General features: G+C 64.4%; 16 protein-coding genes and 1 pseudogene. 7 read left to right on the forward strand and 10 right to left on the reverse strand.

What is annotated here, in order from left to right; genetic code table 11:
- Positions 1-96 precede the first annotated feature (96 nt).
- The 3 genes from MFF34_RS04500 to MFF34_RS04510 all read left to right on the forward strand — a co-directional run bounded on the left by MFF34_RS04500 (position 97) and on the right by MFF34_RS04510 (position 2,856).
- Positions 97-1,233, forward strand: a complete 1,137-nt coding sequence (locus MFF34_RS04500; RefSeq protein ID WP_238210550.1) for an FAD-binding oxidoreductase — start codon at positions 97-99, stop codon at positions 1,231-1,233.
- Positions 1,234-1,245: 12 nt separating this feature from the next.
- The gene (locus MFF34_RS04505) at positions 1,246-1,623 is read left to right on the forward strand and encodes a RidA family protein (protein ID WP_027593976.1); all 378 of its coding nucleotides are present in this window, start codon (positions 1,246-1,248) and stop codon (positions 1,621-1,623) included.
- A gap of 168 nt (positions 1,624-1,791) precedes the next feature.
- Positions 1,792-2,856: a hypothetical protein gene (locus MFF34_RS04510; RefSeq protein WP_238210552.1), complete on the forward strand. Its 1,065-nt coding sequence runs from the start codon at positions 1,792-1,794 to the stop codon at positions 2,854-2,856.
- Positions 2,857-2,934: 78 nt separating this feature from the next.
- Here MFF34_RS04510 and mcpA read toward each other — a convergent pair whose 3' ends face one another.
- Positions 2,935-4,821 carry a methyl-accepting chemotaxis protein McpA gene (mcpA, locus tag MFF34_RS04515; RefSeq protein WP_027593974.1) on the reverse strand — a complete coding sequence of 629 codons (1,887 nt, stop codon included), beginning with the start codon at positions 4,819-4,821 and terminating at the stop codon, positions 2,935-2,937.
- 141 nt (positions 4,822-4,962) lie between these two features.
- Positions 4,963-5,841, reverse strand: coding sequence for a LysR family transcriptional regulator (locus MFF34_RS04520; protein WP_238210554.1), 879 nt, complete (start codon positions 5,839-5,841; stop codon positions 4,963-4,965).
- Positions 5,842-5,943: 102 nt separating this feature from the next.
- On the opposite strand from MFF34_RS04520, the gene MFF34_RS04525 reads away from it, so the two are divergent.
- Positions 5,944-6,372: a PACE efflux transporter gene (locus MFF34_RS04525; RefSeq protein ID WP_027593972.1), complete on the forward strand. Its 429-nt coding sequence runs from the start codon at positions 5,944-5,946 to the stop codon at positions 6,370-6,372.
- 64 nt (positions 6,373-6,436) lie between these two features.
- Here MFF34_RS04525 and MFF34_RS04530 read toward each other — a convergent pair whose 3' ends face one another.
- The 5 genes from MFF34_RS04530 to MFF34_RS04550 form a co-directional block, all read right to left on the reverse strand.
- Positions 6,437-7,501, reverse strand: coding sequence for a hypothetical protein (locus MFF34_RS04530; RefSeq protein ID WP_238210556.1), 1,065 nt, complete (start codon positions 7,499-7,501; stop codon positions 6,437-6,439).
- Between the two features lie 110 nt (positions 7,502-7,611).
- A complete protein-coding gene (locus MFF34_RS04535; protein WP_238210558.1) occupies positions 7,612-8,292 on the reverse strand; it encodes a GntR family transcriptional regulator in 681 nt (226 codons plus the stop codon).
- Between the two features lie 15 nt (positions 8,293-8,307).
- Complete coding sequence (locus MFF34_RS04540; RefSeq protein WP_099453459.1) at positions 8,308-9,012, reverse strand: FadR/GntR family transcriptional regulator; 705 nt, start codon at positions 9,010-9,012, stop codon at positions 8,308-8,310.
- Between the two features lie 44 nt (positions 9,013-9,056).
- Positions 9,057-10,367 (reverse strand): C4-dicarboxylate transporter DctA, encoded by a 1,311-nt coding sequence (locus MFF34_RS04545; protein ID WP_027593968.1) that lies wholly within the window; start codon positions 10,365-10,367, stop codon positions 9,057-9,059.
- Between the two features lie 247 nt (positions 10,368-10,614).
- Positions 10,615-10,929, reverse strand: coding sequence for a helix-turn-helix domain-containing protein (locus MFF34_RS04550; RefSeq protein WP_027593967.1), 315 nt, complete (start codon positions 10,927-10,929; stop codon positions 10,615-10,617).
- 164 nt (positions 10,930-11,093) lie between these two features.
- Here MFF34_RS04550 and MFF34_RS28220 point away from each other — a divergent pair.
- From MFF34_RS28220 to MFF34_RS04560, 3 genes and pseudogenes are all read left to right on the forward strand, one after another.
- A pseudogene (locus tag MFF34_RS28220) lies at positions 11,094-11,525 on the forward strand (PAS domain-containing protein); the annotation flags it as partial.
- A gap of 126 nt (positions 11,526-11,651) precedes the next feature.
- Complete coding sequence (locus MFF34_RS04555; protein WP_374707380.1) at positions 11,652-12,761, forward strand: methyl-accepting chemotaxis protein; 1,110 nt, start codon at positions 11,652-11,654, stop codon at positions 12,759-12,761.
- A gap of 12 nt (positions 12,762-12,773) precedes the next feature.
- Complete coding sequence (locus tag MFF34_RS04560) at positions 12,774-14,462, forward strand: bifunctional diguanylate cyclase/phosphodiesterase (protein ID WP_238210562.1); 1,689 nt, start codon at positions 12,774-12,776, stop codon at positions 14,460-14,462.
- Here MFF34_RS04560 and MFF34_RS04565 read toward each other — a convergent pair.
- From MFF34_RS04565 to MFF34_RS04575, 3 genes are all read right to left on the reverse strand, one after another.
- The gene (locus tag MFF34_RS04565) at positions 14,459-14,944 is read right to left on the reverse strand and encodes an Lrp/AsnC family transcriptional regulator (protein ID WP_238210564.1); all 486 of its coding nucleotides are present in this window, start codon (positions 14,942-14,944) and stop codon (positions 14,459-14,461) included. The two genes, MFF34_RS04560 and MFF34_RS04565, sit on opposite strands and share 4 nt — an antisense overlap.
- 84 nt (positions 14,945-15,028) lie before the next feature.
- A complete protein-coding gene (locus MFF34_RS04570; RefSeq protein ID WP_238210567.1) occupies positions 15,029-16,087 on the reverse strand; it encodes an ornithine cyclodeaminase in 1,059 nt (352 codons plus the stop codon).
- 197 nt (positions 16,088-16,284) lie between these two features.
- The gene (locus MFF34_RS04575) at positions 16,285-21,111 is read right to left on the reverse strand and encodes a dermonecrotic toxin domain-containing protein (RefSeq protein ID WP_238210568.1); all 4,827 of its coding nucleotides are present in this window, start codon (positions 21,109-21,111) and stop codon (positions 16,285-16,287) included.
- Positions 21,112-21,164: the final 53 nt, after the last annotated feature.

Genomic DNA, 21,164 nt, shown 5'->3' on the forward strand with positions numbered 1-21,164 from the left:
GCGTTGGTCGGGCATATTACCTTGGACCCTTGCGCATTTCTAAATTCTCATATATTAGAATTCTCATAAATGATAATTATCGAAGCAGGAGCGTGCATGACCCCGATCTACGACACCCTGATCATCGGCGCAGGCATTGCCGGCGCCTCCCTGGGTTATCGCCTCGCTGGCCAGCAACGGGTGCTGCTGCTCGAGCGCGAGTCACAGCCTGGCTATCACTCGACCGGGCGCTCGGCTGCCATGTTCATGGAGGCCTACGGCACGCCGCAGATTCAGGCACTGACCCGTGCCAGCCGGGCGTTCTACGAAGCGCCGCCCGCAGGCTTCTGCGAACACCCTTTGCTTGAGCCGCGCGGCTGCCTCTATGTCGCCAGCCATGAACAACAGCAACTGCTCGAACAGACCCATGCGCAGAACCTGGCCAATGGCACTGAAGTCAGCCTGCTCGACCGCGACGCGGCGCTGGCGCTGGTGCCGAGCCTGCGGCCTGAAGTAGTGGCCGGCGCGGTGCTAGAGCCAGGCGCCATGGACCTGGATGTACACGCGCTGCACCAAGGGTTTTTGCGCGGCTATCGGGCTGCCGGGGGGGAACTGCGCTGCAACGCGGAATTGGCCAGGGCCCGCTTGCTCGATGGCGTATGGCAGGTGGAATTGAGCGATGGGAGCTGTGTCCAGGCTCATCATCTGGTCAATGCGGCAGGTGCCTGGGCCGACCGCGTCGCCGAGCAATGCGGCGTGGCGCCCATCGGCCTGCAGCCGTGCCGCCGCAGCGCGTTTACTTTCCCCGGCCCCGCCGAGCAGGACTTCGCCCGCTGGCCAGCGGTGATTGGCGTCGACGAGAGCTTCTACTTCAAGCCCGACGCCGGGCAACTGCTCGGCTCGCCCGCCAACGCCGACCCGGTCGAACCCCAGGATGCCGCGCCCGAAGAGCTCGATGTGGCGTTGGGCATCTACAACATCGAAGCCATGACCACGCTGACTATCCGCCGCCCAAGCCACAGTTGGGCCGGTTTGCGCTCGTTTGTTGCCGATGGCGACCTGGTGATTGGTTTTGATGCACGCATGCCTGCGTTTTTCTGGCTGGCGGCGCAAGGTGGCTATGGCATCCAGTCGGCCGCAGGCGCTTCGCGCCTGGCAGCAGACCTGCTGCTCGGCCAGCCGCTGTGCCCTAGCCTTGTCAGCCAGGGGGTGGCGCCTGAACGCCTGTCCCCGGCACGTTTCCAGCAACCGTGAAAGGAGCTTTCCATGAGCAATGATATCCAGCGTTTTCCCAGCAGCCTGCCATTTCCGTTTTCCCGTGGCGTAAAAGCCGGCGGCTTCCTGTTTCTGTCTGGCCAAGTACCGATGAGTGCCGGCGGCGAAGTGGTACGGGGTGACATCCAGACCCAGACCCGCGCGGCCTGCGAACGCATCGCCGAGAGCCTGGAGGCGTGCGGGGCACGCTTCGACCAAGTGGTGAAAGCCACGGTGTGGCTGTCGGACATGAGTCACTTCGCCGGCTTCAACGAGGTTTACAAGGAATTCTTCGGCGCCGCCTTGCCGGTTCGTTCGACGGTGGCCTCGGCGTTGGCGCTGGGGGTGGATGTGGAGATCGAGGTGCAGGCGTTTATCGGCCAAGCGTAACCGTTCACTGATCCAGCAGGAAATTGTAGGCGCCGCCTTGTGCTGCGAAAGGGGCCGGATTGCCCATGGCATTGCTGTGGTGCTGAAGGCCTCTTCGCAGCACAAGGCTGCTCCTACAGGGGTTCTTTGCCGCAGTGACGCACAACAACAATAAAACCAGAGGTTCACATGCAAGAGCAGCTGAAAATCGCCGGGGCCTTCGTTGGCGTGATCGTGGGGGCGGGCTTTGCTTCGGGGCGGGAACTGTTGTTGTTCTTTGTCGATTTCGGGGTGTGGGGGCTGGTCGGCGCGCTGGTCAGTGCCGCCTTGTTCACCTTCCTCGGCATGGCCCTGGCGGGCTTGGGCAACCGCCAGCGGGCCACATCGCACAAGGATGTGATACAGGCCATCTGTGGCCGTCACCTGGGCCTGTTCGTCGACTGGCTGATCACCTTCTTCATGTTCGCCGTCACCGTGGTCATGCTGGCCGGTGGGGGTGCACTGCTGGAGCAGCAGTTCGGCATCCCGGCGTTGACCGGCAGCGTGCTGATGACGGTCGTGGTGGTGGGCATCGTGTGCCTGGACGTGCGCAAGGTGATCCTGGCCATCGGCGCGATCACCCCGTTGTTGATCCTGGTGGCGTCGGCGATTGCACTGTACGCAGTGTTCACCCGCGAGCAGAGCTTTGCCGACCTCGATCACCTGGCGAGCCAGCAGCAGGCCGGTACCCGTCATTGGCTGTTGGGCGCGTTCTTGTATGTGTCCTACAACATCGTTGCCGGTGCGCCGATCCTGGCCATTCTGGGGGGCTCGGCCAAGGGCGAGAAGACTGCGGTGTGGGGCGGGTTGCTGGGCGGTGCAGCGCTCGGTGGCTTGATGTTGGTGATGAGCGCCGGGCTGTTGTCGCGCCTGGACAGCGTCGCCGATCTGCCGATGCCGATGCTGTCGATTGCCAATGAGGTGTCGCCGCTGCTGGGGCTGGTGATGTGCCTGATCATTTTCGGCATGATCGTGAACACGGCGGTGGGCACTATGTTCTCGTTCCTTTCGCGGCTGTTGCCGGCGGGCACGGCGACGTTTCGCTGGGGCTCGGTGGTGACCGGGGTGGTGGCGTTTGGCTGTAGCCTGGTGGGGTTCATCAGCCTGGTGGGCGAGGTGTATCCGCTGTTTGGCTACCTGGGTTTTGTGCTGATGGCGGCGGTGTTGCTGGCCTGGGTGCGGCGGGGTAAGGCGGTAAAAGCGGTGGTGGTTTAGGGGGGGGCTGCTGCGCAGCCCATTCGCGGGCAAGCCCGCTCCCACAGGGGGGAGCGGGCTTGCTGGCGAACGTGACAGTTAGATTCTGAAGCTGCCCACCAGCTGCTTCAATCGGCCAGCCTGTTGGGCCAGCTGATCGCAGTGCAGCAGTGTCTCGTTCAAGTTCTCGACGCCTTGCTGGTTGAGGGCGTTGATCTGGGTGATGTCCAGGTTGAGGCTCTCGACCACGGCAGTCTGCTCTTCAGTGGCAGTGGCCACCGACTGGTTCATGCCATCGATCTCGCCAATGCGCTGGGTCACGCTGGCCAGGCGCACACCGGCCTGGTTGGCCACTTGCACGGTCTGTTCGCTGGAGACCTGGCTGGTGTTCATGGTGTGCACCGCCTCGCGCGAGCCCACTTGCAGGCTGGTGATCATGCGATGGATCTCTTCGGCCGACTCCTGGGTGCGGTGCGCCAGGTTGCGCACCTCGTCGGCGACCACGGCGAAGCCACGGCCGGCTTCACCGGCACGCGCGGCTTCGATGGCGGCGTTGAGTGCCAGCAGGTTGGTTTGCTGGGAAATGCCTTTGATCACATCGAGAATCTTGCCGATTTCGTCGGTGCTGGCGTTGAGCGTTTCAATCTGCGCGCACGATTCGCTGATGCGCTGAGACAGGGCGGTCATGGCACTGATCGCTTCCTCGACCACTTCGCGGCCACCGTGGGCCTGCTCGCTGGCGCCGCTGGCATGCTGCGAGGCGTCGGCGGCGTTGCGCGCGATCTCCTGGGTGGCAGCGCCCAGCTCGTTGATCGCTGCCGCCACACTGTTGGTGCGCATGCTCTGTTCTTCGGAGCCGGTGATCGAAGCGTTGGAGGCGTTGACCACCTTTTCCGACAGGTCATGCACCAGGCGCGTAGCCGACGACACTTCACTGATCGAGGCATGGATGCGTTCAACGAACCGGTTGAACGACATCGCCAGTTCGCCGAACTCGTCCTTGTTCTGCACGGCCAGGCGGCGGGTGAGGTCACCTTCACCTTCAGCGATGTCGCGCATGGCACGGCCCATGGTGGTCAGCGGTTGCATCAGCACCGGGATCAACAAGCCCAGCAGGCCGGCGATGGCGGCCACGGCGATGAGCATGGCGATGATCGCCGAGGTGCGGAATTGGCTAAGGGCGGCGTAGGCCTTGTCCTTGTCGATCGACAGGCCGATGTACCACTGGGCCGACGGCAGGCCGTTGACCGGGGCAAAGGAGATCAGGCGGTCCTGGCCATTGAGGGTGACATCCTGCATGCCCGAGGCGACGCGCAGGCCACTGCCGGGGTAGATGTCCTTGAGGTTTTTCATCACCTGGTCTTTGTCCGGGCTGACGATGACCTGGCCATTGCTGTCAGCAAGGAAGGCATGGCCGATGCCGCCGAAATCGACCGAGTTGATGATTTCGACCAAGGTGTCGAGGGTCACGTCGCCGCCGACCACACCGATCAGTTCACCGTTGCCTTTGCCCTTCACGGGGGTCGCAATGGTGACCATCAAGCCGCCGACGGCGCCTTGGTAAGGTGCGGTCAAAACGGTCTGCCCGGCGCTTGCCGCGGTGCTGTACCACGGGCGTTGGCGGGGGTCGTAACCGGCGGGCATCTGCGCGTCTGGGCGCTGGGTGAATGCACCGTTGGCCTGGCCCAAGTAGGTGAACAGGAAATTACGCGTATAGGACGGTTGCTCGACCAGGCCGTTCAGGGTATCACCGGCGCCTTGCTGGCCGATGTCCTGGGCCAGGTTTTCCAGCACCAGGATGCGCCCGCTCATCCAGTTCTGCACGCTGCTGGCGGTCAGTGCGCCGGATTGCTGCACCGAGGACTCGATATTCTGGCGAATGGTGTTGCGTTGCAGGTAGTCGTTGTAGAGGGTGAACAGGGCAAAAGCCAGGACCACGACGCCGCACGCGCTGAGCAGGATCTTGTGGCGAAATTTCAGGTTCATGTTTCGAGACCTTGAGCCAATCAGGGGGGAGGGCATAGCGCACTCATGACGCGCTGCGCCCTGTCGTCTGGCTATCGGCTTGAGGGGTAAAAAATTGAAACACTTAGCGAAATTTCTTTAGGCCGTTTCGACGAACGGCATTCAGCGTTTACACAGCTGTTCGATCAACAGCCGCGCCGCCTGGCGCAGCGGGTGCTGCTTGCGCCACAGGATGTGCACGGGCAACTGCAGTTCATTACGGGTATTGCGAAAATCCAGCCGCACCAGCCGCCCGGCCGCCAACAGCGGTGCAATGCGCGAAAGCGGCAAGTCACCCCAGCCCAGGCCGGCCTCGACCATCTGCAGGGCAACGTCGAAGCTGTCGGTGGACCAGTGCGTGGCACCGATCAGGGCGCGCGGGTCGGTCAGCGGCAGATCGCGGCTGCGCACCAGGATCTGGCGCACATTGATCAGGTCTTCAAGGTAGTGAATGCGTGCGTCGAGCAGCGCCGGATGGGTGGGTGACAGGGTAGCCACCAGCGACTCCATGCCGATGTACTGGAAGCCGCGATGGGCATCGACCTGCAGGCCGGCGAAGGCTACGCAGAGGTCGGCGCGGCCACTGTCGAGCAAGTGCAGGGCTTCTTCCTGGGGGGCGCTGAGCAGCGCGATGTCCAGCAGCGGGTAGCGCTCACCGAGCTGGGCGATGGCGCCTAACAGCGGGCGATGGTCGACGTCGGGGACCACCGCGATGGTCAGTCTGCTCTCAAGCCCCTGGGACAACTCCAGGGCATGCACCTGCAGCAGCCCGAGTTGTTCGGCGATCAACCTGGCGTGGGGTTCCAGGGCCAAGGCCTGGGCGGTCGCCCGCACTTCGCGCGGGCCGCGTTCGAACAGGCTGTAGCCAAGCTCTGCCTCAAGGTTGCCGATGGCCATGCTCACGGCCGACGGCACCCGGTGCAGGGCGCGTGCGGCAGCGGAGAACGAACCGCGGTCGAGCACGGCGAGAAATAGCTGAATATTGTCGCTGGAAAAGTTCATGGCAGCCTCCTGTCAGTTGATCTGACAGCTGCTGACTTTTACTGTCAAGAAGATTGAAGCATGCTCGCCCCATCGTTTTTTTGACTTTGGAGGTAAACCCAGGTGCAGGGGCTCAAACGCAAACTGGTCTATGTGACTTTCTATGAACTGATCGGGTTGTGCATGTCCACCCTCGGGCTGGCGTATCTGTCAGACACCCAGGCCTCCCACACCGGGCCATTGGCCGTGATGATCACCACCATCGCGATGCTCTGGAACTTGATTTACAACACCCTGTTCGAGCGCTGGGAGGCCCGCCAGGCCAAACGCGGGCGCAGCGTGGCCCGGCGCGTGGCGCATGCCATCGGTTTTCAACTGACGTTGGTGGTGTACCTGATTCCGCTGATTGCCTGGTGGCTGGACATGAGCCTGGTCGAGGCGTTTCTGGTGGACCTGGCGTTCATCATCCTGGTGCCGTGCTACACCTTTGCCTACAACTGGGCATTCGACCGGCTCTTCGGCTTGCCCACCTCGGCGCTGGCCACTGCCTGACAGGTTGCTGAACGTCCCTTGTAGGAGCAGCCTTGTGCTGCCAAGAGGCCCGCACAAGCAACCCCTAAGGCGGCAGGCGTATCAGCAAAGGCGCCTGCCGCTGTTCCGCCTGCGGCGCTATCGGCTGCTCCACCGGCCGCGGCGCACTGGCCAGCAAACTGTCCTCGACCTGCCCCGACAGGTAATACACCCCCGCCATCGCCCCGCTCTGGCGGTTCTCCATCAACTCCTGCCATTCCTGGTTCAGCGCCACGTTGAGGATCACCCGCAACTGTTCGACCATCTGCGGTTGTTCACGTCCGTGGGTGATCATGCCGTACCCGGTTGCCGCCACCGAGATCATCGCCCCAGCCACCTTGCCCACCGCAGAAGCCACGGCACTGGCGATGCCGCGTGGGGCCAGGGTGGCGCCGAGCTTCTCGCTGGCGCGGGTGGCCACCGACGACAGGCCCACGTCGGTCTGCCCCGGGCCTTTGCTGGCTTGTTGGTGCAAATGCTCGCGCATGGCTTGCCAGGCCGGTTGCTGGTCCAGCGACTTGGCCCGCAGCAGTTGGTAGAGGCTGGCGTTGCGCGCGGCGGGCGGGCCCAGGGCGATGGCGGGTATCCGGTTGAGGCGCTGGCTTAATTGCTCAGCCGGTGCGTTGTAGCGGGCGATGATGCCAGGCAGTTGCTGGCCGAACAGTTGCACGTACAGTTCACAGGCCCGGTCGCGAATACCCTCGGGGTTGATCTGCTCGGCCACGGGCTCGATCACCCGTTCGTGGTACTGCTCCTGCAGGTACAGCGCCAGGCGTTTTTCTGCAGGCTCACGGCCCTCGCCACTGTCGATCTTGTACCAGGCGACCTTGAGGGTCAGCCATTGTTGGGTCCAGTAGCCGGTGAACCAGGGGATGAAGTCGCTCTCGGTGCGTTGCTGCACCTGCTCCTTCCACACCCGCATCGAGCGGCGGGCGTAGTCGTTGGCCGACCCGGCGGCACCGACCGAGGCCTCGATCAGGTCCTGGTCGATGCGCTGCCAGGCAGCGGGGGTGAGCAAGGCGGGCGGGGGCGGGGCAGGCGGGCGCTTGCTCGCACAGCCGCCGAGGGCCAGCATCAGGCACAGTAGCAGTAAGGGGGTACGCGAGCTCACGCGGCCGCCTCCCTGGGTAGAGGCTGGGGTGGTTTCTCGAGTATAGAGAGAAGGCTGCCTGTAGGAGCGGCCTTGCGTCGCGAAAGGCCGCTCCTATAACGACGAAAAACTCAGCCCAGGTCGAGCTTGTCTTGCAGCCGGTCGAGGTGCTCGTGCATCAGCGCCAGCGCTGTGGGGGCATCACCTGCCTCGACCGCATCGATGATCGCCGCATGTTCTTCCCAGGCACAGTGGTCGCAGCAGGGCGACTCATAGCGGGCGATGATCAGCGAGGTCATCGGCACCAAACCGTTGAGAAACCGCGCCAGCGGGGCGTTGGCGGCGACCTGCGCGAGCTTCAGGTGAAACTCGCCGCCCAGGCGGATGGCCGCGCAGCGCTCACCGTTTTCGTGGTGTTGGCGCTCCCGCTCGACCAGCAGGCGCAGCTGGCGGATCTGCGCCGGCCGGGCGCGTTGCGCGGCGAGGGTGATCAAGGTGGTTTCGGCCAGGCGCCTGGCACTGAGCACCTGGCGCGCCTGGTCGGGGTCGGGTGCGGCCAGGTGCGCGGTGTGGCTGGGGCGCTGAACCACCACCTGTTGGTCCGACAGGCGGCCGAGCACCCGGCGTATCACTGTGCGGCTGACACCAAAGGCATGGCCCAGGGCCTGCTCGGGCAGCAGTGCACCCGGCGGCAAGCGCTGTTCAAGGATTGCGTCGAACAGCCGTGGGTAGATCTGGTCGGCCGACAGGCGAGTCTCGCCGGCGGCGAGCAAGGCAGGCAGGCGGGGGGCGGCGTGGGCGCAGGCGGTCATGGTCGCTCTCCTGGGTCAAGGGCGGGGGTGTTCGTCCGGGATGTTCAGTTGGATGCCCATGCGCTGGCCTTCGGCAAGGATGTGCTGGCGCATCTGGGCGCTGGCCTCGGCGCTGTTGCGTTCGCGGATGGCGCGCACCACGGCATCGTTTTCCTTCAGCCGTGCGGCCAGGTGTTCGGGCGAGTTGCGCAGCATGTCGGCGCTCTGCTTGAGGGCGTTGCTGGTCTGCTGCACCACGCTTTGGAAGATCGGGTTGGTGGTCAGGGCGAACAGCGCCTCATGCAAGGCGATGTAGGCTTTGACCCCGGCTTCGCTGTCATCGGCCTCCAGCGCTTCGCGCATGTCCATCAGCGTCAGGCGCAATTGGCCGATGTCGTGGCTGTTGGCCGATTGCGCGACCAGGCCGACGATGAAGGGCTCGAGGGTGTAGCGCAGCTCCAGTACATCGGCCAGGCTGGCCGACGCGCTGGTGTCGATGCCCGGCTCCTGCAGGGCAGCATCGGCATCCAGCACCAGCACGCCTTTACCGGGCAGCGCGCGCACCAGGCCCAGGGTTTCCAGCACGGTGACGGCTTCGCGCAGGCTGGGGCGGCTGATGCCCAGTTGTTCGGCCAGTTCGCGCTGGCCAGGCAGCATGTCGCCGGAGCGCCACTGGCCTCGGGCCAGGGCTTGGCGGAGTTTTTCCACCACTGAGTTGACGACGGTCGATGAGCTGATCACGGTTCGCTCCTGGAAGGGCCGGCGTCACCGCCGGCCGCGTTCGATCAGAATTCCTGTTGATGAATGTTGGGCTGCTTGCGGGGCGTGTGGGCAAAGCCTGGTTTGCCGGCGAGTACGTTCTGTGCTCGCTCCAGGTCGATGTCTTTCTCCCAGCGCGCGATGGCGACGGTGGCCACGCAGTTGCCGATCAGGTTGGTTAGTGCCCGGCCGATACCCATGAACCAGTCCACCGCCAGCACCAGCACCAAGCCCACCACCGGAATGGCCGGCACGGCGGTCAAGGTGGCGGCGAGAATCACCAGCGCCGAGCCTGGGATGCCATGAGCGCCCTTGGAAGTCACCAGCGAGACCAGCAGGATGGTCAACAGGTCGGTCATCTCCAGTGGCGTGCCGGTGGCGTTGGCGATGAACACGATGGCCAGGGTCAGGTAGATGGAGAAACCGTCGAGGTTGAACGAGTAGCCGGTCGGGATCACCAGGCCGACGGTGGAGGTGCCGATGCCCAGGTGCTCGAGCTTGCGCATGATCTGTGGCAGCACCGCGTCGGAAGAGGCGGTGCCGAGGACGATGGTCAGCTCTTCACGCAGGTATTTGATCAGGGGCAGCAGTTTCAGCCCCGACAGGCGCATGACGGTACCGAGGACAATCAGCACGAAGCCGGCGCAGGTCAGGTAGAACAGTGCCACCAGGCCACCCAGGTGCTGCAGCGATTCGAGGCCATATTTGCTGGTGGTGAAGGCGATTGCGCCGAACACACCAATGGGCGCCAGGCGCACGATCATGCCCATGATGCGGAAGATCACGTGGCTAAGTTCGTTGATCAGCCGCGAAATACCTGCCGCCGAGTCACCCACCAGGTTCAGCGCGCTGCCGAACAGCACCGAGAACAGCAGCACCTGCAGGATGTTGTTGTCAGCAAAGGCGCCGATCACCGACGTCGGAATCAGGTCCATGAAGAAGGCGGTGGCACCATGGATGTGCTGGCCGCGCTCTGCCAGGCTGCTGGCGTCGGCGCTGGACAACTGGTCCAGGTGGATGTTGGCACCGCTGCCAATACCGCTGGTGAAGGCGAACACCAGGCCGATCACCAAGGCGATGGTGGTCAGTACTTCGAAGTAGATGACTGATTTCAGGCCGATCCGCCCGACCTTTTTCAAGTCGCCAGCACCGGAGATACCGCTGACCACCACACAGAAGACGATCAAGCCGATGAGCATCTTGATCAGCTTGATAAAGCCGTCACCGAGGGGTTTGAGTTGCAGGGAGACTTCGGGGAAGCTGAGGCCGCAGGCAATGCCGAGGGCAAGGCCCAGCACGACTTGCAGGAAGATCGAACGCGAGCACCATTTGAGCATGGGAGTGATCTCTGGTCGGTGTCCTTGCTTCGATGCCGCGAGGGTCAAAGAGCGCAGGACTTAATTATTGTGGTCTTACCGGTTTGTTCAGCGCGAGGCCATAAAAGCGCGAAAAATCCTACATTGCAAGTGATTTTGGCCTTACCGGTCTGACCAGTTGTGGGGCAATTGGCCCTGCCAGGCTCTAATTCGGTGCATGCCATTTATCGGGGCTGAACAGCGCCCCCAGGTAAACCGATGAATCAGGTCAGGGCTTGGCCAACGCCTGGTCCACTGCTGCAATCAGCTTGCCAAGATCTTTGGGCGGGGCGTTGTGGATGACACCGAACAGATAGGCGCGCTGCTCCTCTTCGTCGTCCGGTTCGGCGAAGAAGTCCTTGGGTTTGACACCCAGTACGCCTGCGAACGCCATGAGCGCGTCGACGCTGGGGGTATAGGCGCCGGTCTCGAAACGGCTGATGGTCTTGGGGTCGAAGCCGGTTCGCTCGGCGAATTGTGCCTGGGTCAGACCCGCCAGCTTGCGGTAGCGGCGCAGGGCAAAACCCAGAGCTGATCTCGTCATCACTTAATTCCCATTTAGAATCAAGAACTTAACGATATCTATCCGCATGGCGCAACGCCATGATCGATCACCTTTATTTGATTTATGTGATGAATTTCGTAGAATTCGCGGCTTGACCGGACAGTCATCGTCGAGTTTCCAGTGTCATTCGGCCTCATGCCGGTATGGCTGGAAGCGCATGTGCACATTGGAGCGGATCGCTGCGTATCGGTTCCGATGGTCGTCGATGGGCAGGGTGCCGGTTCGTCAGTGAATGGAGTCTCATCGTGCGTCTCAATCTCCCGGTAACCCCGGTCGAGCAACGTTTCCCCTCGGGTCAGCGGCTGATTTCCGCCACCGACACCGCCAGCCACATTACCTACTGCAACCCCGAATTTGCCGCTATCAGCGGTTACAGCGAGGCCGAGCTGATCGGCAGCCCGCACAACCTGGTGCGCCACCCCGACATGCCGCCAGCGGTGTACGCATTGATGTGGCGCTACCTCAAAGCCGGCAAAAGCTGGATGGGCATCGTCAAGAACCGCTGCCGCAATGGCGACTTTTACTGGGTCAATGCCTACGTCACGCCGATCCTTGAAGACGGCCGGGTGATCGGCTACGAATCGGTACGGGTCTGCCCGACCCGCGAACAAGTCAGCCGTGCCGAGGCCCTGTATGCGCGACTGCGCCAGGGCCAGGCGCCGCTGTCGTCCGGCCGCCGCCTGGCGTTGCTGAGCCAGGCCATGGCCTTGCCGCTGCTGGGTGGTGTGTTGGCGGTGGGCGCCAACCAGTTCTGGCCAGGCTGGCCAGGGCAGGGCCTAACCCTTGTGTTGTTCGCGGCCTATGGCCTGTGGATGCGCAACGACCTGGGCCGCCAGTTGCGGCGGGTTATCCAGGGCGCCGAAGGCACCTTCGCCGACCCCACCGCTGCGCTGACCTACAGCGACCTGCCGGGCGCTGCCGGGCAACTGCAGCTGATTTTGATCGGGGAAGAGGCGCGCCTGAAAACCGCGTTGACCCGGCTCAGCGACCTGGCCACGCAGATGGCGGTAGCCGCGCACGATGCCGGGCGTCTGTCGCGCGGTACCGAAACGGCCCTGCTGGAGCAGCGCGCCGAAACCGACCTGAGCGCAACCGCGATGACCGAGATGACCGCCTCGATCGGCGAGGTGGTCAACCATGTGCAACTCACCGCCGCCGAGGCGCATACCGCGCACCTGCTGGCCGAGCAGGGCAGCCGCGTGGCCGATGCCAGTGGCACGGCGATTCGCGCCCTGGCCGGCACCGTGGACCAGATCAACCAGGCGGTCACCCACCTGGCTGGTCAGACCGGTGCCATCGCCGAGGCGGCGGGGATGATCCGGGGCATTGCCGAGCAAACCAACCTGCTGGCGCTCAATGCCGCCATCGAGGCTGCCCGTGCCGGTGAGCAGGGCCGCGGCTTTGCCGTGGTGGCCGATGAGGTGCGGGCGCTGGCCGACAAGACCCGGCAGTCGACGTTGCATATCCAGGCCATCATCGATGGACTGCGCAGCGGTGCCGAAGAAGCCGTGGCCATTGCCAGCCAAGGCATTCAGGGCGCCGAGCAGGGCGTTGCCCAGGTCCAGGAGGCCCAACAGGCGCTGCACGGTATTCGTGAAGCGGTGCAACGCATCAGCGGCATGAGCCAGCAGATGGCCACAGCCTCGCAGCAGCAGTCGGCCGTGGCTGAAGAGGTGTCGCGGCAGATCAACGGTGTGGCGGGCATTGCCCAGCACAGCGCCCATAGCGCCAACGCGGCCGCCTCGCGCGGTGCCGAGCTGGAGGAGGTGTGCGCCGGATTGCGCGCCCTCGTGGAGCGCTTCAACCGTTAGGGCAGGATGCTTATGGACGATAACTATCGCGCGGCCGTGGACGCGGCCGCGATCTTTTCCGAAACCGACCTGCGTGGCTGCATCACTTACGTCAACCAGCAGTTCTGCAGCATCTCCGGTTACAGCCGCGACGAACTGCTGGGCGCCAACCACCGCATTCTGAATTCCGGCCTGCACGAGCCGGAATTCTTCCTCGGCATGTGGCGAGCGCTGACGGCGGGCAAGGTGTGGAAGGGCGAGATCTGCAACCGCGCCAAGGACGGTTCGCTGTACTGGGTCGACAGCACCATGGTGCCACTGGTCGACCCGCTGACCGGCAAGGTGCGCAAGTATGTGTCGATCCGCTTCGACGTCACCGAGAAGCGCCAGTTGCTGCACACCTTGCAATGGCGGGTGGGGCACGATGTGCTGACCGGGCTGCCCAACCGCGCCTACCTGTCCGACCTGCTCAACCAGGCACTGGCGTTCTCGCGCCGTGAAGACATCCCGCTGGCGGTGTGCATGCTCGACCTGGATGGCTTCAAGGCGGTCAACGATGGGTACGGGCATGCCACCGGCGACCTGTTGCTGGTCGAAGTGGCGCAGCGCCTGAAGGGCATCTTGCGCGGGGGGGATGCCGTGGCCCGCTTGTCGGGTGACGAGTTTGTGCTGATCCTGCGTAATGTCAGCGACGACCGCCAGTTGCATGCGGCCCTGCGCCGGGTGCTGCGGGCGCTGGCGGCCACCTATGTGGTGCGCGAGCACACCCTCTCATTGAGCGCCAGTATCGGCGTCACGCTGTACCCGCTCGACGATGAGGACGCCGATACCCTGGTGCGTCACGCCGACCAGGCCATGTATGTGGCCAAGCAGCGTGGGCGCAACCGTTACCACCTGTTCGATGTGTCCCAGGAGCAGGAACTCAAGGCCACCCACCAGACCGTGACACGGGTGCGTCGGGCACTGCGCAATCGCGAGCTGTGCCTGTATTACCAGCCCAAGGTCAACCTGCGCAGCGGCGAGGTGCTGGGTTTCGAGGCGTTGCTGCGCTGGCAACGGCCGGGCCGTGGCCTGGTGCCGCCGGGCGAGTTCCTGCCGTTGGTGGAACAGACCGACCTGATCATCGAAATTGGCGAATGGGTGATCCACCAGGCGCTGAGCCAGTTGCAGGCCTGGCAAGGGCAGGGGCAGCCGTGGTCGGTGAGTGTCAACATTGCTGCGCGCCATTTGCAGCGCAGTGATTTCGTCGAACGCCTGGAACAGTTGCTGGCGGAGCACCCCGGGGTTGACCCGGCACGGCTGGACCTGGAAATCGTCGAGTCGGTGGCCATCGACAACCTGCAGCATGTCAGCCGGTGCCTGGATGCTTGCCGGGCCTTGGGCGTGCGCTTTTCGCTGGACGATTTCGGCACCGGCTATTCGTCGCTGAGCTACCTCAAGCGCTTGCCGACCCAGACCATCAAGATCGACAAGTCGTTCGTGCGTGACATCCTCCATGACCAGGATGACCTGGCCCTGACCGGGGCGGTGATCGGGCTGGCGCGTGCGTTTGGCCGCGAGGTGGTTGCCGAAGGCCTGGAGCGTGTCGAGCATGGGCGTGTGCTGATGGCACTGGGTTGCGAGCTGGCGCAGGGGTATTTCATCGCCAGGCCGATGCCGGCGAGTGAAGTGCTGGCCTGGGCGCAGGGGTATCGGCAGCCTGAGCAATGGCGTGGCGGCTAGGGTTGCGGCGCCATGCTTTTGATTACGGCCAGTTCGGGGTGGGCGACCAGCTTGTCGATGTGCAGCGCGTCGTCGTTCATCCAGCTTTCGCTCAGCAGCCGGTAGTGCTCCATGTCGCGGCAGCGCAGGCGCAGGCTGTAGTCGAAATGGCCGCTGATCAGTTGGCATTCGTAGACGTGCGGGCAGGCGCGCAGGGTAGCCTCGAACGCTTTTTGCGCCGCCCGGCCGCTTTGGTTGGACAGGGCCACCAGCACCAGCAACGACACCCCGGGGGCGATTTTCTGCAAGTCGATGATTGCGCCATAGCCGCGAATCACGCCACGTCGTTCCAGCTTGCGGACGCGCTCAAGGCAAGGGCGTGGCGTGAGGTGGACCAGGGTCGAGAGCTTCTCGAAGGTGATGCGGCCGTCATGGCGCAGCACATCGATGATGGCTTCGTCGATTCGGTCCAGAGGGTGGGGGGTGGCGTCCTGGGTGTCCATGTGCGGGGCCTCGTTGTAGAGGGACATGGACAGGGTAGGCGGTAATGCGGGGGGTGTCCTGCGTGCCGGTGCACGTGGGGGCCGTCATGCACAGGCAGTCGTTGGTGTAGCGCGAAAACCGACCACGCGTGGCTGCAGCAGCGCATACAGGTCTTTTGGGTTTTCCAGCGTCGGCACCAGCGCAATGTCCTGCCCGATCCCAAGTGCCTGGGCCATGTCCAGCACATAGCGCAGCGCCGAGTAGTCCTCCAGGGCAAAGCCTACCGAGTCGAACAACGTCACTTGTCGTGCGTTCTCGCGGCCGTTGGCCTGACCTGCCACCACCTGCCAGAACTCGGTCACTGGCGAATCGGCCGGCATCTGCTGAATCTCGCCTTCCACCCGGCTCTGCGGGGCGTACTCGACCACCACCCGGGCCTGCTCGACGATCTCGCGGTGCAGCTCGGTCTTGCCTGGGCAGTCGCCGCCTACGGCGTTCAGGTGCATGCCCGGCTCGATCATGGCGGGCGTCAGGATGGTGGCAAAGGCTTTGTCGGCCGTCACCGTGGTGACGATATCGGCCCCCCGCACCGCTTCGGCCACAGACTGGGCGACGATTAGCTTGAGCCCTGGCCGGCCGGTCAGGTTGGCCACCAGTTTTGCCGTGGCCGCAGGGTCGATGTCATACAGGCGGATCTCATCGATGCCCAGCAGGGTATTGAAGGCGATGGCCTGGAATTCGCTCTGCGAGCCATTGCCGATCAGCGCCATGCTGCGGCTGTCTTCGCGCGCCATGTAGCGGGCGGCCAGGGCCGAGGTGGCTGCGGTGCGCAGCGCGGTGGCCAGGGTCATCTCGCTGAGCAGCAAGGGCGCGCCTGAGCTGACGTCGCTCAGGGTGCCGAACGCCATGACCGTGGGCAGGCCGTTGTGGGTGTTCTTCGGGTGACCATTGACGTACTTGAAGGCGTACAGGCTGGCGTCGGCAACCGGCATCAACTCGATCACGCCGTCATGGGAATGGCTGGCCACGCGTGCGCACTTGTCGAAATCGTGCCAGCGCAGGTAGTCCTGACGGATGTACTCGGCCATCTCCACCAGGCAGGTGGCCACGCCTTTGCGATTGACCAGGCGGGCGAGGTCTTGCACATCGATGAAGCGGGTCATGGTGTTCTCCCTGCAGCGACGCACCGGAATGTCGAGCAGGCATTCTGGGTGGGCTGTAGGTACATTTTCTGACAGGTACAGCTCAGATGCTGGTTGAAGAGGGGCGGCAGCGCAGCGGTTAAGGCTGAAGTTGAAGCGCTTGCAGCCGAATCGGCTGCGGGCGACACGCCCTGCAGGGGCCTGCCACCCGCTGTACGTCAGCCGGCCTGGAACAGAGCCTGGGTCAACTGCCGGTAGAGCTGGTCTCGCGCCTGCTGGCGGGTGCTGAGCAGCAGGCGGCCAGCCAGCGCGTAAAGCTCATCTTCGCCATTGTAGCGCCCCGACACCAGGTCGATGCGCTGCAAGGTGCCCTCCACCCGCCATGCCAGCCCCGGTACAGTGCGTGTTTCGTGTTCCAGCGCGATAATGAAGGCCAACGGAACAGCGGGTCCGCGGTAGGCCCCGGGCGCGGTGGTGGGTTCACTCAATTCGGTGTAGTACTCCGAAGCGGCCTCCCAGTCACGTGCGAGCGTTTCGAATGGCTCAGGCCGTAGCCGCCGAACCCAGGCGCGCCAGAAGCGTTGCTCGCTCGCCCAGCGTGCCAGGAAGGCAGCATCCGCATCGGCCTCAACTGCCTGGGCCAGGCGTTGCAGGGTGGCCTCGCTCAGTTGTGCCAGGTAGCCGAAGGCGATCTGCCCAGGTTGTTCGGGGAGGCCCAGGCGTTCGCGCAGGGCGATGCGTGCGACCAGGGCGATTTCAATTTCGTCGGGCGGGGTTTGCGGGTCGCTCAGGTGCGCATCGCTCAAGTCGTCTTCCGCCACCAGGGCCGGTGCGGCCTGGCGTTCGCTGTCGTTTTGCGCATCGCTCAAGGCCTGCCGGCGTGCCCGGCGAGCGTTGTACAGGGCGCCTATGCGTTCATCCAGGCGGCCCTGGCGGGCCAGGCCGGTGGCGACGGACACAGCGACCGCTTCGTTGGTGGCGCCGGGGTGCGCGGCAGCCACGCTACGCCATACCGACACCTGCGTTTCGACCCGCTGGAACAGCAGGCTGGCCTGGTCCACGCAGGCCTCGGCTGCGTCGTTGATCTCGGTGAGTACTTGCTCACGCAGCTCGGCGAGGCCCCAGCCCGCGTCACCGACGTCTTCGTGGGTGAGCGTGCGCAGTACATGCACGATGCGCTCACGCGTGCGCACCGGGTTAGCCAGGTACTCCGGCGTTTGCGCCATGCGTTCGGTCAGGCGGTACACGGGCGCCCACTCAGCGTCTTCGGCATTGGCCTCGCGGTGTGCCTCAAGCGCGGGGGGCAATTCGATCACCCAGGCTTCGCCCTCCAGGGCTTCCATGTCAGGGATGGCCGTCAGCCCTGCGCCGAACAGGCTGCGTTGGGCCTGCTCACTGAAAGGGTTGTCGTCAAAGTCGTAGTAGGTGCCTTCATCCCCGTTGCGTATCGCTTCAGCGAACGCCGTGTCGTGCAATTCGGGTGCATCGACCAACCGGTTGCCACTGAGGTCGAGCGAGCGCAGCACGAGTGGGCGTTGGTTCATCAAGCCTGGCAGGCCTTCGGGCCATTGGGTGATACCGACGCGGTCGAGGTCGAGGGTATGCAAGTGCTGCCAGCCGGTCACGTCGGGTGTCAATTGCAGTGGGTTATCCCCTAAGCGCAGCGAGTGCAGCTGGTTGAGGCGGCCCAGCGCCGCGCGGCTTTCTGCGGTGAGGGTGATCTCGCATGAGCCCAGGCTCAATTCGGTCAGCGCGGGCCAGCCTTGTAACGCTTCGAAGTGTTCGGTTTGCAGTGCGAGCCTGTTCAAGTCGGCCCTCAGCGCATACAGGTGCTGCAACTGGCCAAGCCGCTGCAGAGCGGCGACAGGTAGGCTCTCCAGGCCGCCAGAGAGGTTGAGCCGCTGGAGGCGGGGCAGGCGTGTCAGTAGATCGATAGTGTGTGCCTCCTGCAAAGCCACGACGTTGCACTGCAGGTCCAGGGTTTCCAGTTCGGTCATCTGGGCCAGGGCGCCAGGCAGTAAACGCAGCCTGTTGTTGGCCAGGTCCAGGTTACGCACGCCAGGGAAGGCCTGCAGGAAGCCATCGAGGTTGATCGCTTCGCCATGGGGTGAGTCGACGACCGTCAGCCACCGGACGTGTTCCAGGCGCGTGGGTAAGGTCGGCAAGGCGCCCAGGTCCTGGGCTTCCAGTACCAGGTCCAGCTGATCGGCCTCCACGCCTTCCCTGCGCCAAGCCTGGCGTATGCGCCGTGCGGCCTCCGTCCGCGCAGCGGTGCGTTGTTCGAGGGTATCCACCGCCAGGCCTTCTGTGTCATTTACCCAGCCATCCAGTGTGGTGTTCAGGCGCTGGTACGCTTCGCGCAACTGTTCGAGCAGCCGGGTAAAGGCGCCTGGGCTTTCACCGGCCTCCAGGCGCAAGCGCTGGCGCAGCCACTCGCGATCACCGGGGTGGCGGCTGGGGTACAGCGTGTCGAACAGCTCGTCGTCATTCAGCCAGCCCCGGCCACGGCCGCTGAGGGGGTAGCCGACACGGCCGCCCGACGCGAGCCGCGTGGGCCGCCGATACAGGGTGCGCACAGGCGCCATACCTAATTGCTCGGCGGCGTACGTGCGGTTGCCGGCGGCCTGTTCGAACAGGGCGTCACGCAAGGGCAGAGGGTCATGTATCTGCAAGCCCAAGGCGATGCGCTCGCTGTCAGGCAGGGCGTTGAGAATGGCCTGGTAGAGCGTCGTGTGGCCGGCCAGGGGTTGGCCGTGTTCGTCGTAGGGTTGGTAGCCCCGATCATCGCGCACCACGGTTTTGCCGGCTCGTCCCTGGGCGTCAGTGCCCTGCAGTCGTGGGCCTTGCAGGTTGCCCTCTCGCAATTCGAGGTGCACCTCGCCCGTCCAACCCGGTAGCCGTCGCAGAAAACCCACGGCCAGGGCATCACGGTCCTGCACCGGGCCGCTGTGCTGATAAAAGCGCAGCAGGGCGCGGTCGAGGCGTGCTTCGTGCTGGTAGGCGCGGGCTGTTTCGGCTACCGAGAGCGGCAATCGGCCCCTGCGTTGGCCAAGGGCCAGGTCCTTGGTACGAGTATTGGCAAGGATCTCGGCCTTGGCTCTGCGGCTAAGGGACGGGAAGTCCCGGCCAAGCAGCAGCGTGATGGCGTCGGTGCTGGCCGCTGTGGGGGTATCGGTGGCGCCCAGTGCTTGCAAACAGTCGAGCAGCAGGGCGGGGGTGGCTTCCTGATCGACCACCACGCGGCGCACGGCTGCTTCGCTGAAACCACTGCTGCGCAGGGCGCGCAGCAGGGTTTCATCACTCACCGCCGGGCCGCTGTTGGCGATGCGCCGCAGCAGTTTGGCTGCGTCCCACGCCAAGGGCTGTTCGTGCTCCAGCAACCACGGCACCTGGCCATTGCCGAGCAGGCGAGGGGCGCGTTGATGGCCTTTCGCGTGTGCCAGCTGCCAGCGACTGTCGGGGGCTTTTTCCAGCGGCATGGCCTTGCCCTCCAGGTTGATCCACGGTTGGCCCTGCCAGTGGTGCAAGCCATCCGCCCCAGGGGTGCCTGGCGGCCAGGGCGCCTCGCGGGTGAAGGGGCGCAGGTCGCCGTGCCACAGGCGCTGGCCTGTTCTGCCGGGGAGGCGTGTCCAGTTTTCAAGGGGGCCTGCCAGCTGGACCGCACTGTGCACGGCACCCAGTGCCGCAACCTGCAGCAGGCTGTTGAGCACACCGAACAGATGGCTGATGGCGGCCTCGGTTTCGCCTTCGTTCAACGCATGGACGCCTTCGAGGAACTCGCCCACGATTTGCGCCCCGCCGACCACCAGCATCACCTCGCCCAAGGCAGGCACGAAGAAGCTGGCCACATTCAGTACAGTCAGCCCCACACCCAGCCAACCGAGCAGCCGGGCAGTTTGCGCCGCCGCGTCGAACTGCGCCGTGGGCACGGCCAGTGTCACGGCATCTGCCAAGGTGGTTTGCACCTGGTTGCTGGCCCTGGCGGTGAAGCATTCGCCGGGCCACGGCGTGAAGTCCAGTGGCAGGCGGGCGTTCTTGTCCAGGGTTTCTTGCCACAGGTCGTGGGGCGAGGGGAACAGCCGGTTGATCCAGTTGAATGACTCACCTTTCTCCAGTGTAGGCGGAGTCGGGTGCAGCGCTGCGTAGGGGTAGCGCGGGTAGAGTGTGTGCCGCAAACGCGCAGCGAAGGCGGGTTGTTGCGCGTGGCTGACAAAGCGTTTGAAATACACACGAAAAGGCTCCTCCCATAGCCGCTTAGTGAGTGCTGTGCCGACGGCCTGCAAGGACGAGTACTGGTGCAGGGCGCCTTGGGTGTCCCCAGGCAGGTAAAGCAGGCACGGCTCGGTCTGCCCGTGTGGCTCGAGTCGCAGCAGCAGGGCGCCACTCAGCGGGAAACCGAGCAGGCTCAGGTAGCCACATTGCAGGCGTCTCGCCCCGCCGAGCGTCTGTACCTCGCGCGCGCCAGCAAGCGCGGCCTCGCCCAAGGCTTCGCCGCGGCTGTCGATGTGCCCTTGCAGCCGCGCTGATAACAATTCGGCCGAAAAGGCGGCGCGGTCCTGCTCGCGCAGCAACGCGCGAAAATCAGCGCTGTCGACGTGCTCGCGCAGGTGGTCCAGGTAGCGCTGGCCGAGGTCGAGGCGCCGTACACCTTTCACGAATCGCACGCTGTCGAGCTGTTCCAGTTCAGGCGCATCCTGGTTGGCATAGAGGCGTACCGGCGTGTCCGCTTGCAGATTCTGCAGGGCAGCTTCCAGCCAGGACCGACTGCGCAGGTGGCCCGTGGTGCGCTCGGTCAACACGGTGGTATCGAGTGGAGGCAGCGACACGCCGGGGTACCAGTGTGCGAGCGCGTCCTTCAACAACGGTTGGCAGAACGCCTCTACCGATTGCAGCGGGGCAAGGGTCTTCTGCAGTGCACGTGTGGCGCGGTGGCTGTGTAGCAGGTGGGTTTTCAGGGCCTCGCGCTGATGCGGGGAAGTCTGGCGAAGCCAGCCGGGCAGGCGCTGTTGAATCAGGCCTACGTGATGGGGGTGCAAGTGGCTCATGGGCTGCTCCTGACAGGTTGGAGCAGCGAGGGTAATGACCCGCATCAGCCCGG

It is taken from the genome of Pseudomonas sp. PAGU 2196, assembly GCF_022179005.1.
Taxonomy (GTDB): Bacteria; Pseudomonadota; Gammaproteobacteria; order Pseudomonadales; family Pseudomonadaceae; genus Aquipseudomonas; species Aquipseudomonas kermanshahensis.

What these genes read in the sequence shown, in the direction of transcription:
- MFF34_RS04500 (WP_238210550.1), top strand. Translation starts at nt 97, where the DNA reads ATGACCCCGATCTACGACACCCTGATCATCGGCGCAGGCATTGCCGGC.
- MFF34_RS04505 (WP_027593976.1), top strand. Translation starts at nt 1,246, where the DNA reads ATGAGCAATGATATCCAGCGTTTTCCCAGCAGCCTGCCATTTCCGTTT.
- MFF34_RS04510 (WP_238210552.1), top strand. Translation starts at nt 1,792, where the DNA reads ATGCAAGAGCAGCTGAAAATCGCCGGGGCCTTCGTTGGCGTGATCGTG.
- mcpA (WP_027593974.1), bottom strand. Translation starts at nt 4,821, where the DNA reads ATGAACCTGAAATTTCGCCACAAGATCCTGCTCAGCGCGTGCGGCGTC.
- MFF34_RS04520 (WP_238210554.1), bottom strand. Translation starts at nt 5,841, where the DNA reads ATGAACTTTTCCAGCGACAATATTCAGCTATTTCTCGCCGTGCTCGAC.
- MFF34_RS04535 (WP_238210558.1), bottom strand. Translation starts at nt 8,292, where the DNA reads ATGACCGCCTGCGCCCACGCCGCCCCCCGCCTGCCTGCCTTGCTCGCC.
- MFF34_RS04545 (WP_027593968.1), bottom strand. Translation starts at nt 10,367, where the DNA reads ATGCTCAAATGGTGCTCGCGTTCGATCTTCCTGCAAGTCGTGCTGGGC.
- MFF34_RS04550 (WP_027593967.1), bottom strand. Translation starts at nt 10,929, where the DNA reads ATGACGAGATCAGCTCTGGGTTTTGCCCTGCGCCGCTACCGCAAGCTG.
- MFF34_RS04555 (WP_374707380.1), top strand. Translation starts at nt 11,652, where the DNA reads ATGGCCTTGCCGCTGCTGGGTGGTGTGTTGGCGGTGGGCGCCAACCAG.
- MFF34_RS04560 (WP_238210562.1), top strand. Translation starts at nt 12,774, where the DNA reads ATGGACGATAACTATCGCGCGGCCGTGGACGCGGCCGCGATCTTTTCC.
- MFF34_RS04565 (WP_238210564.1), bottom strand. Translation starts at nt 14,944, where the DNA reads ATGGACACCCAGGACGCCACCCCCCACCCTCTGGACCGAATCGACGAA.
- MFF34_RS04570 (WP_238210567.1), bottom strand. Translation starts at nt 16,087, where the DNA reads ATGACCCGCTTCATCGATGTGCAAGACCTCGCCCGCCTGGTCAATCGC.
- MFF34_RS04575 (WP_238210568.1), bottom strand. Translation starts at nt 21,111, where the DNA reads ATGAGCCACTTGCACCCCCATCACGTAGGCCTGATTCAACAGCGCCTG.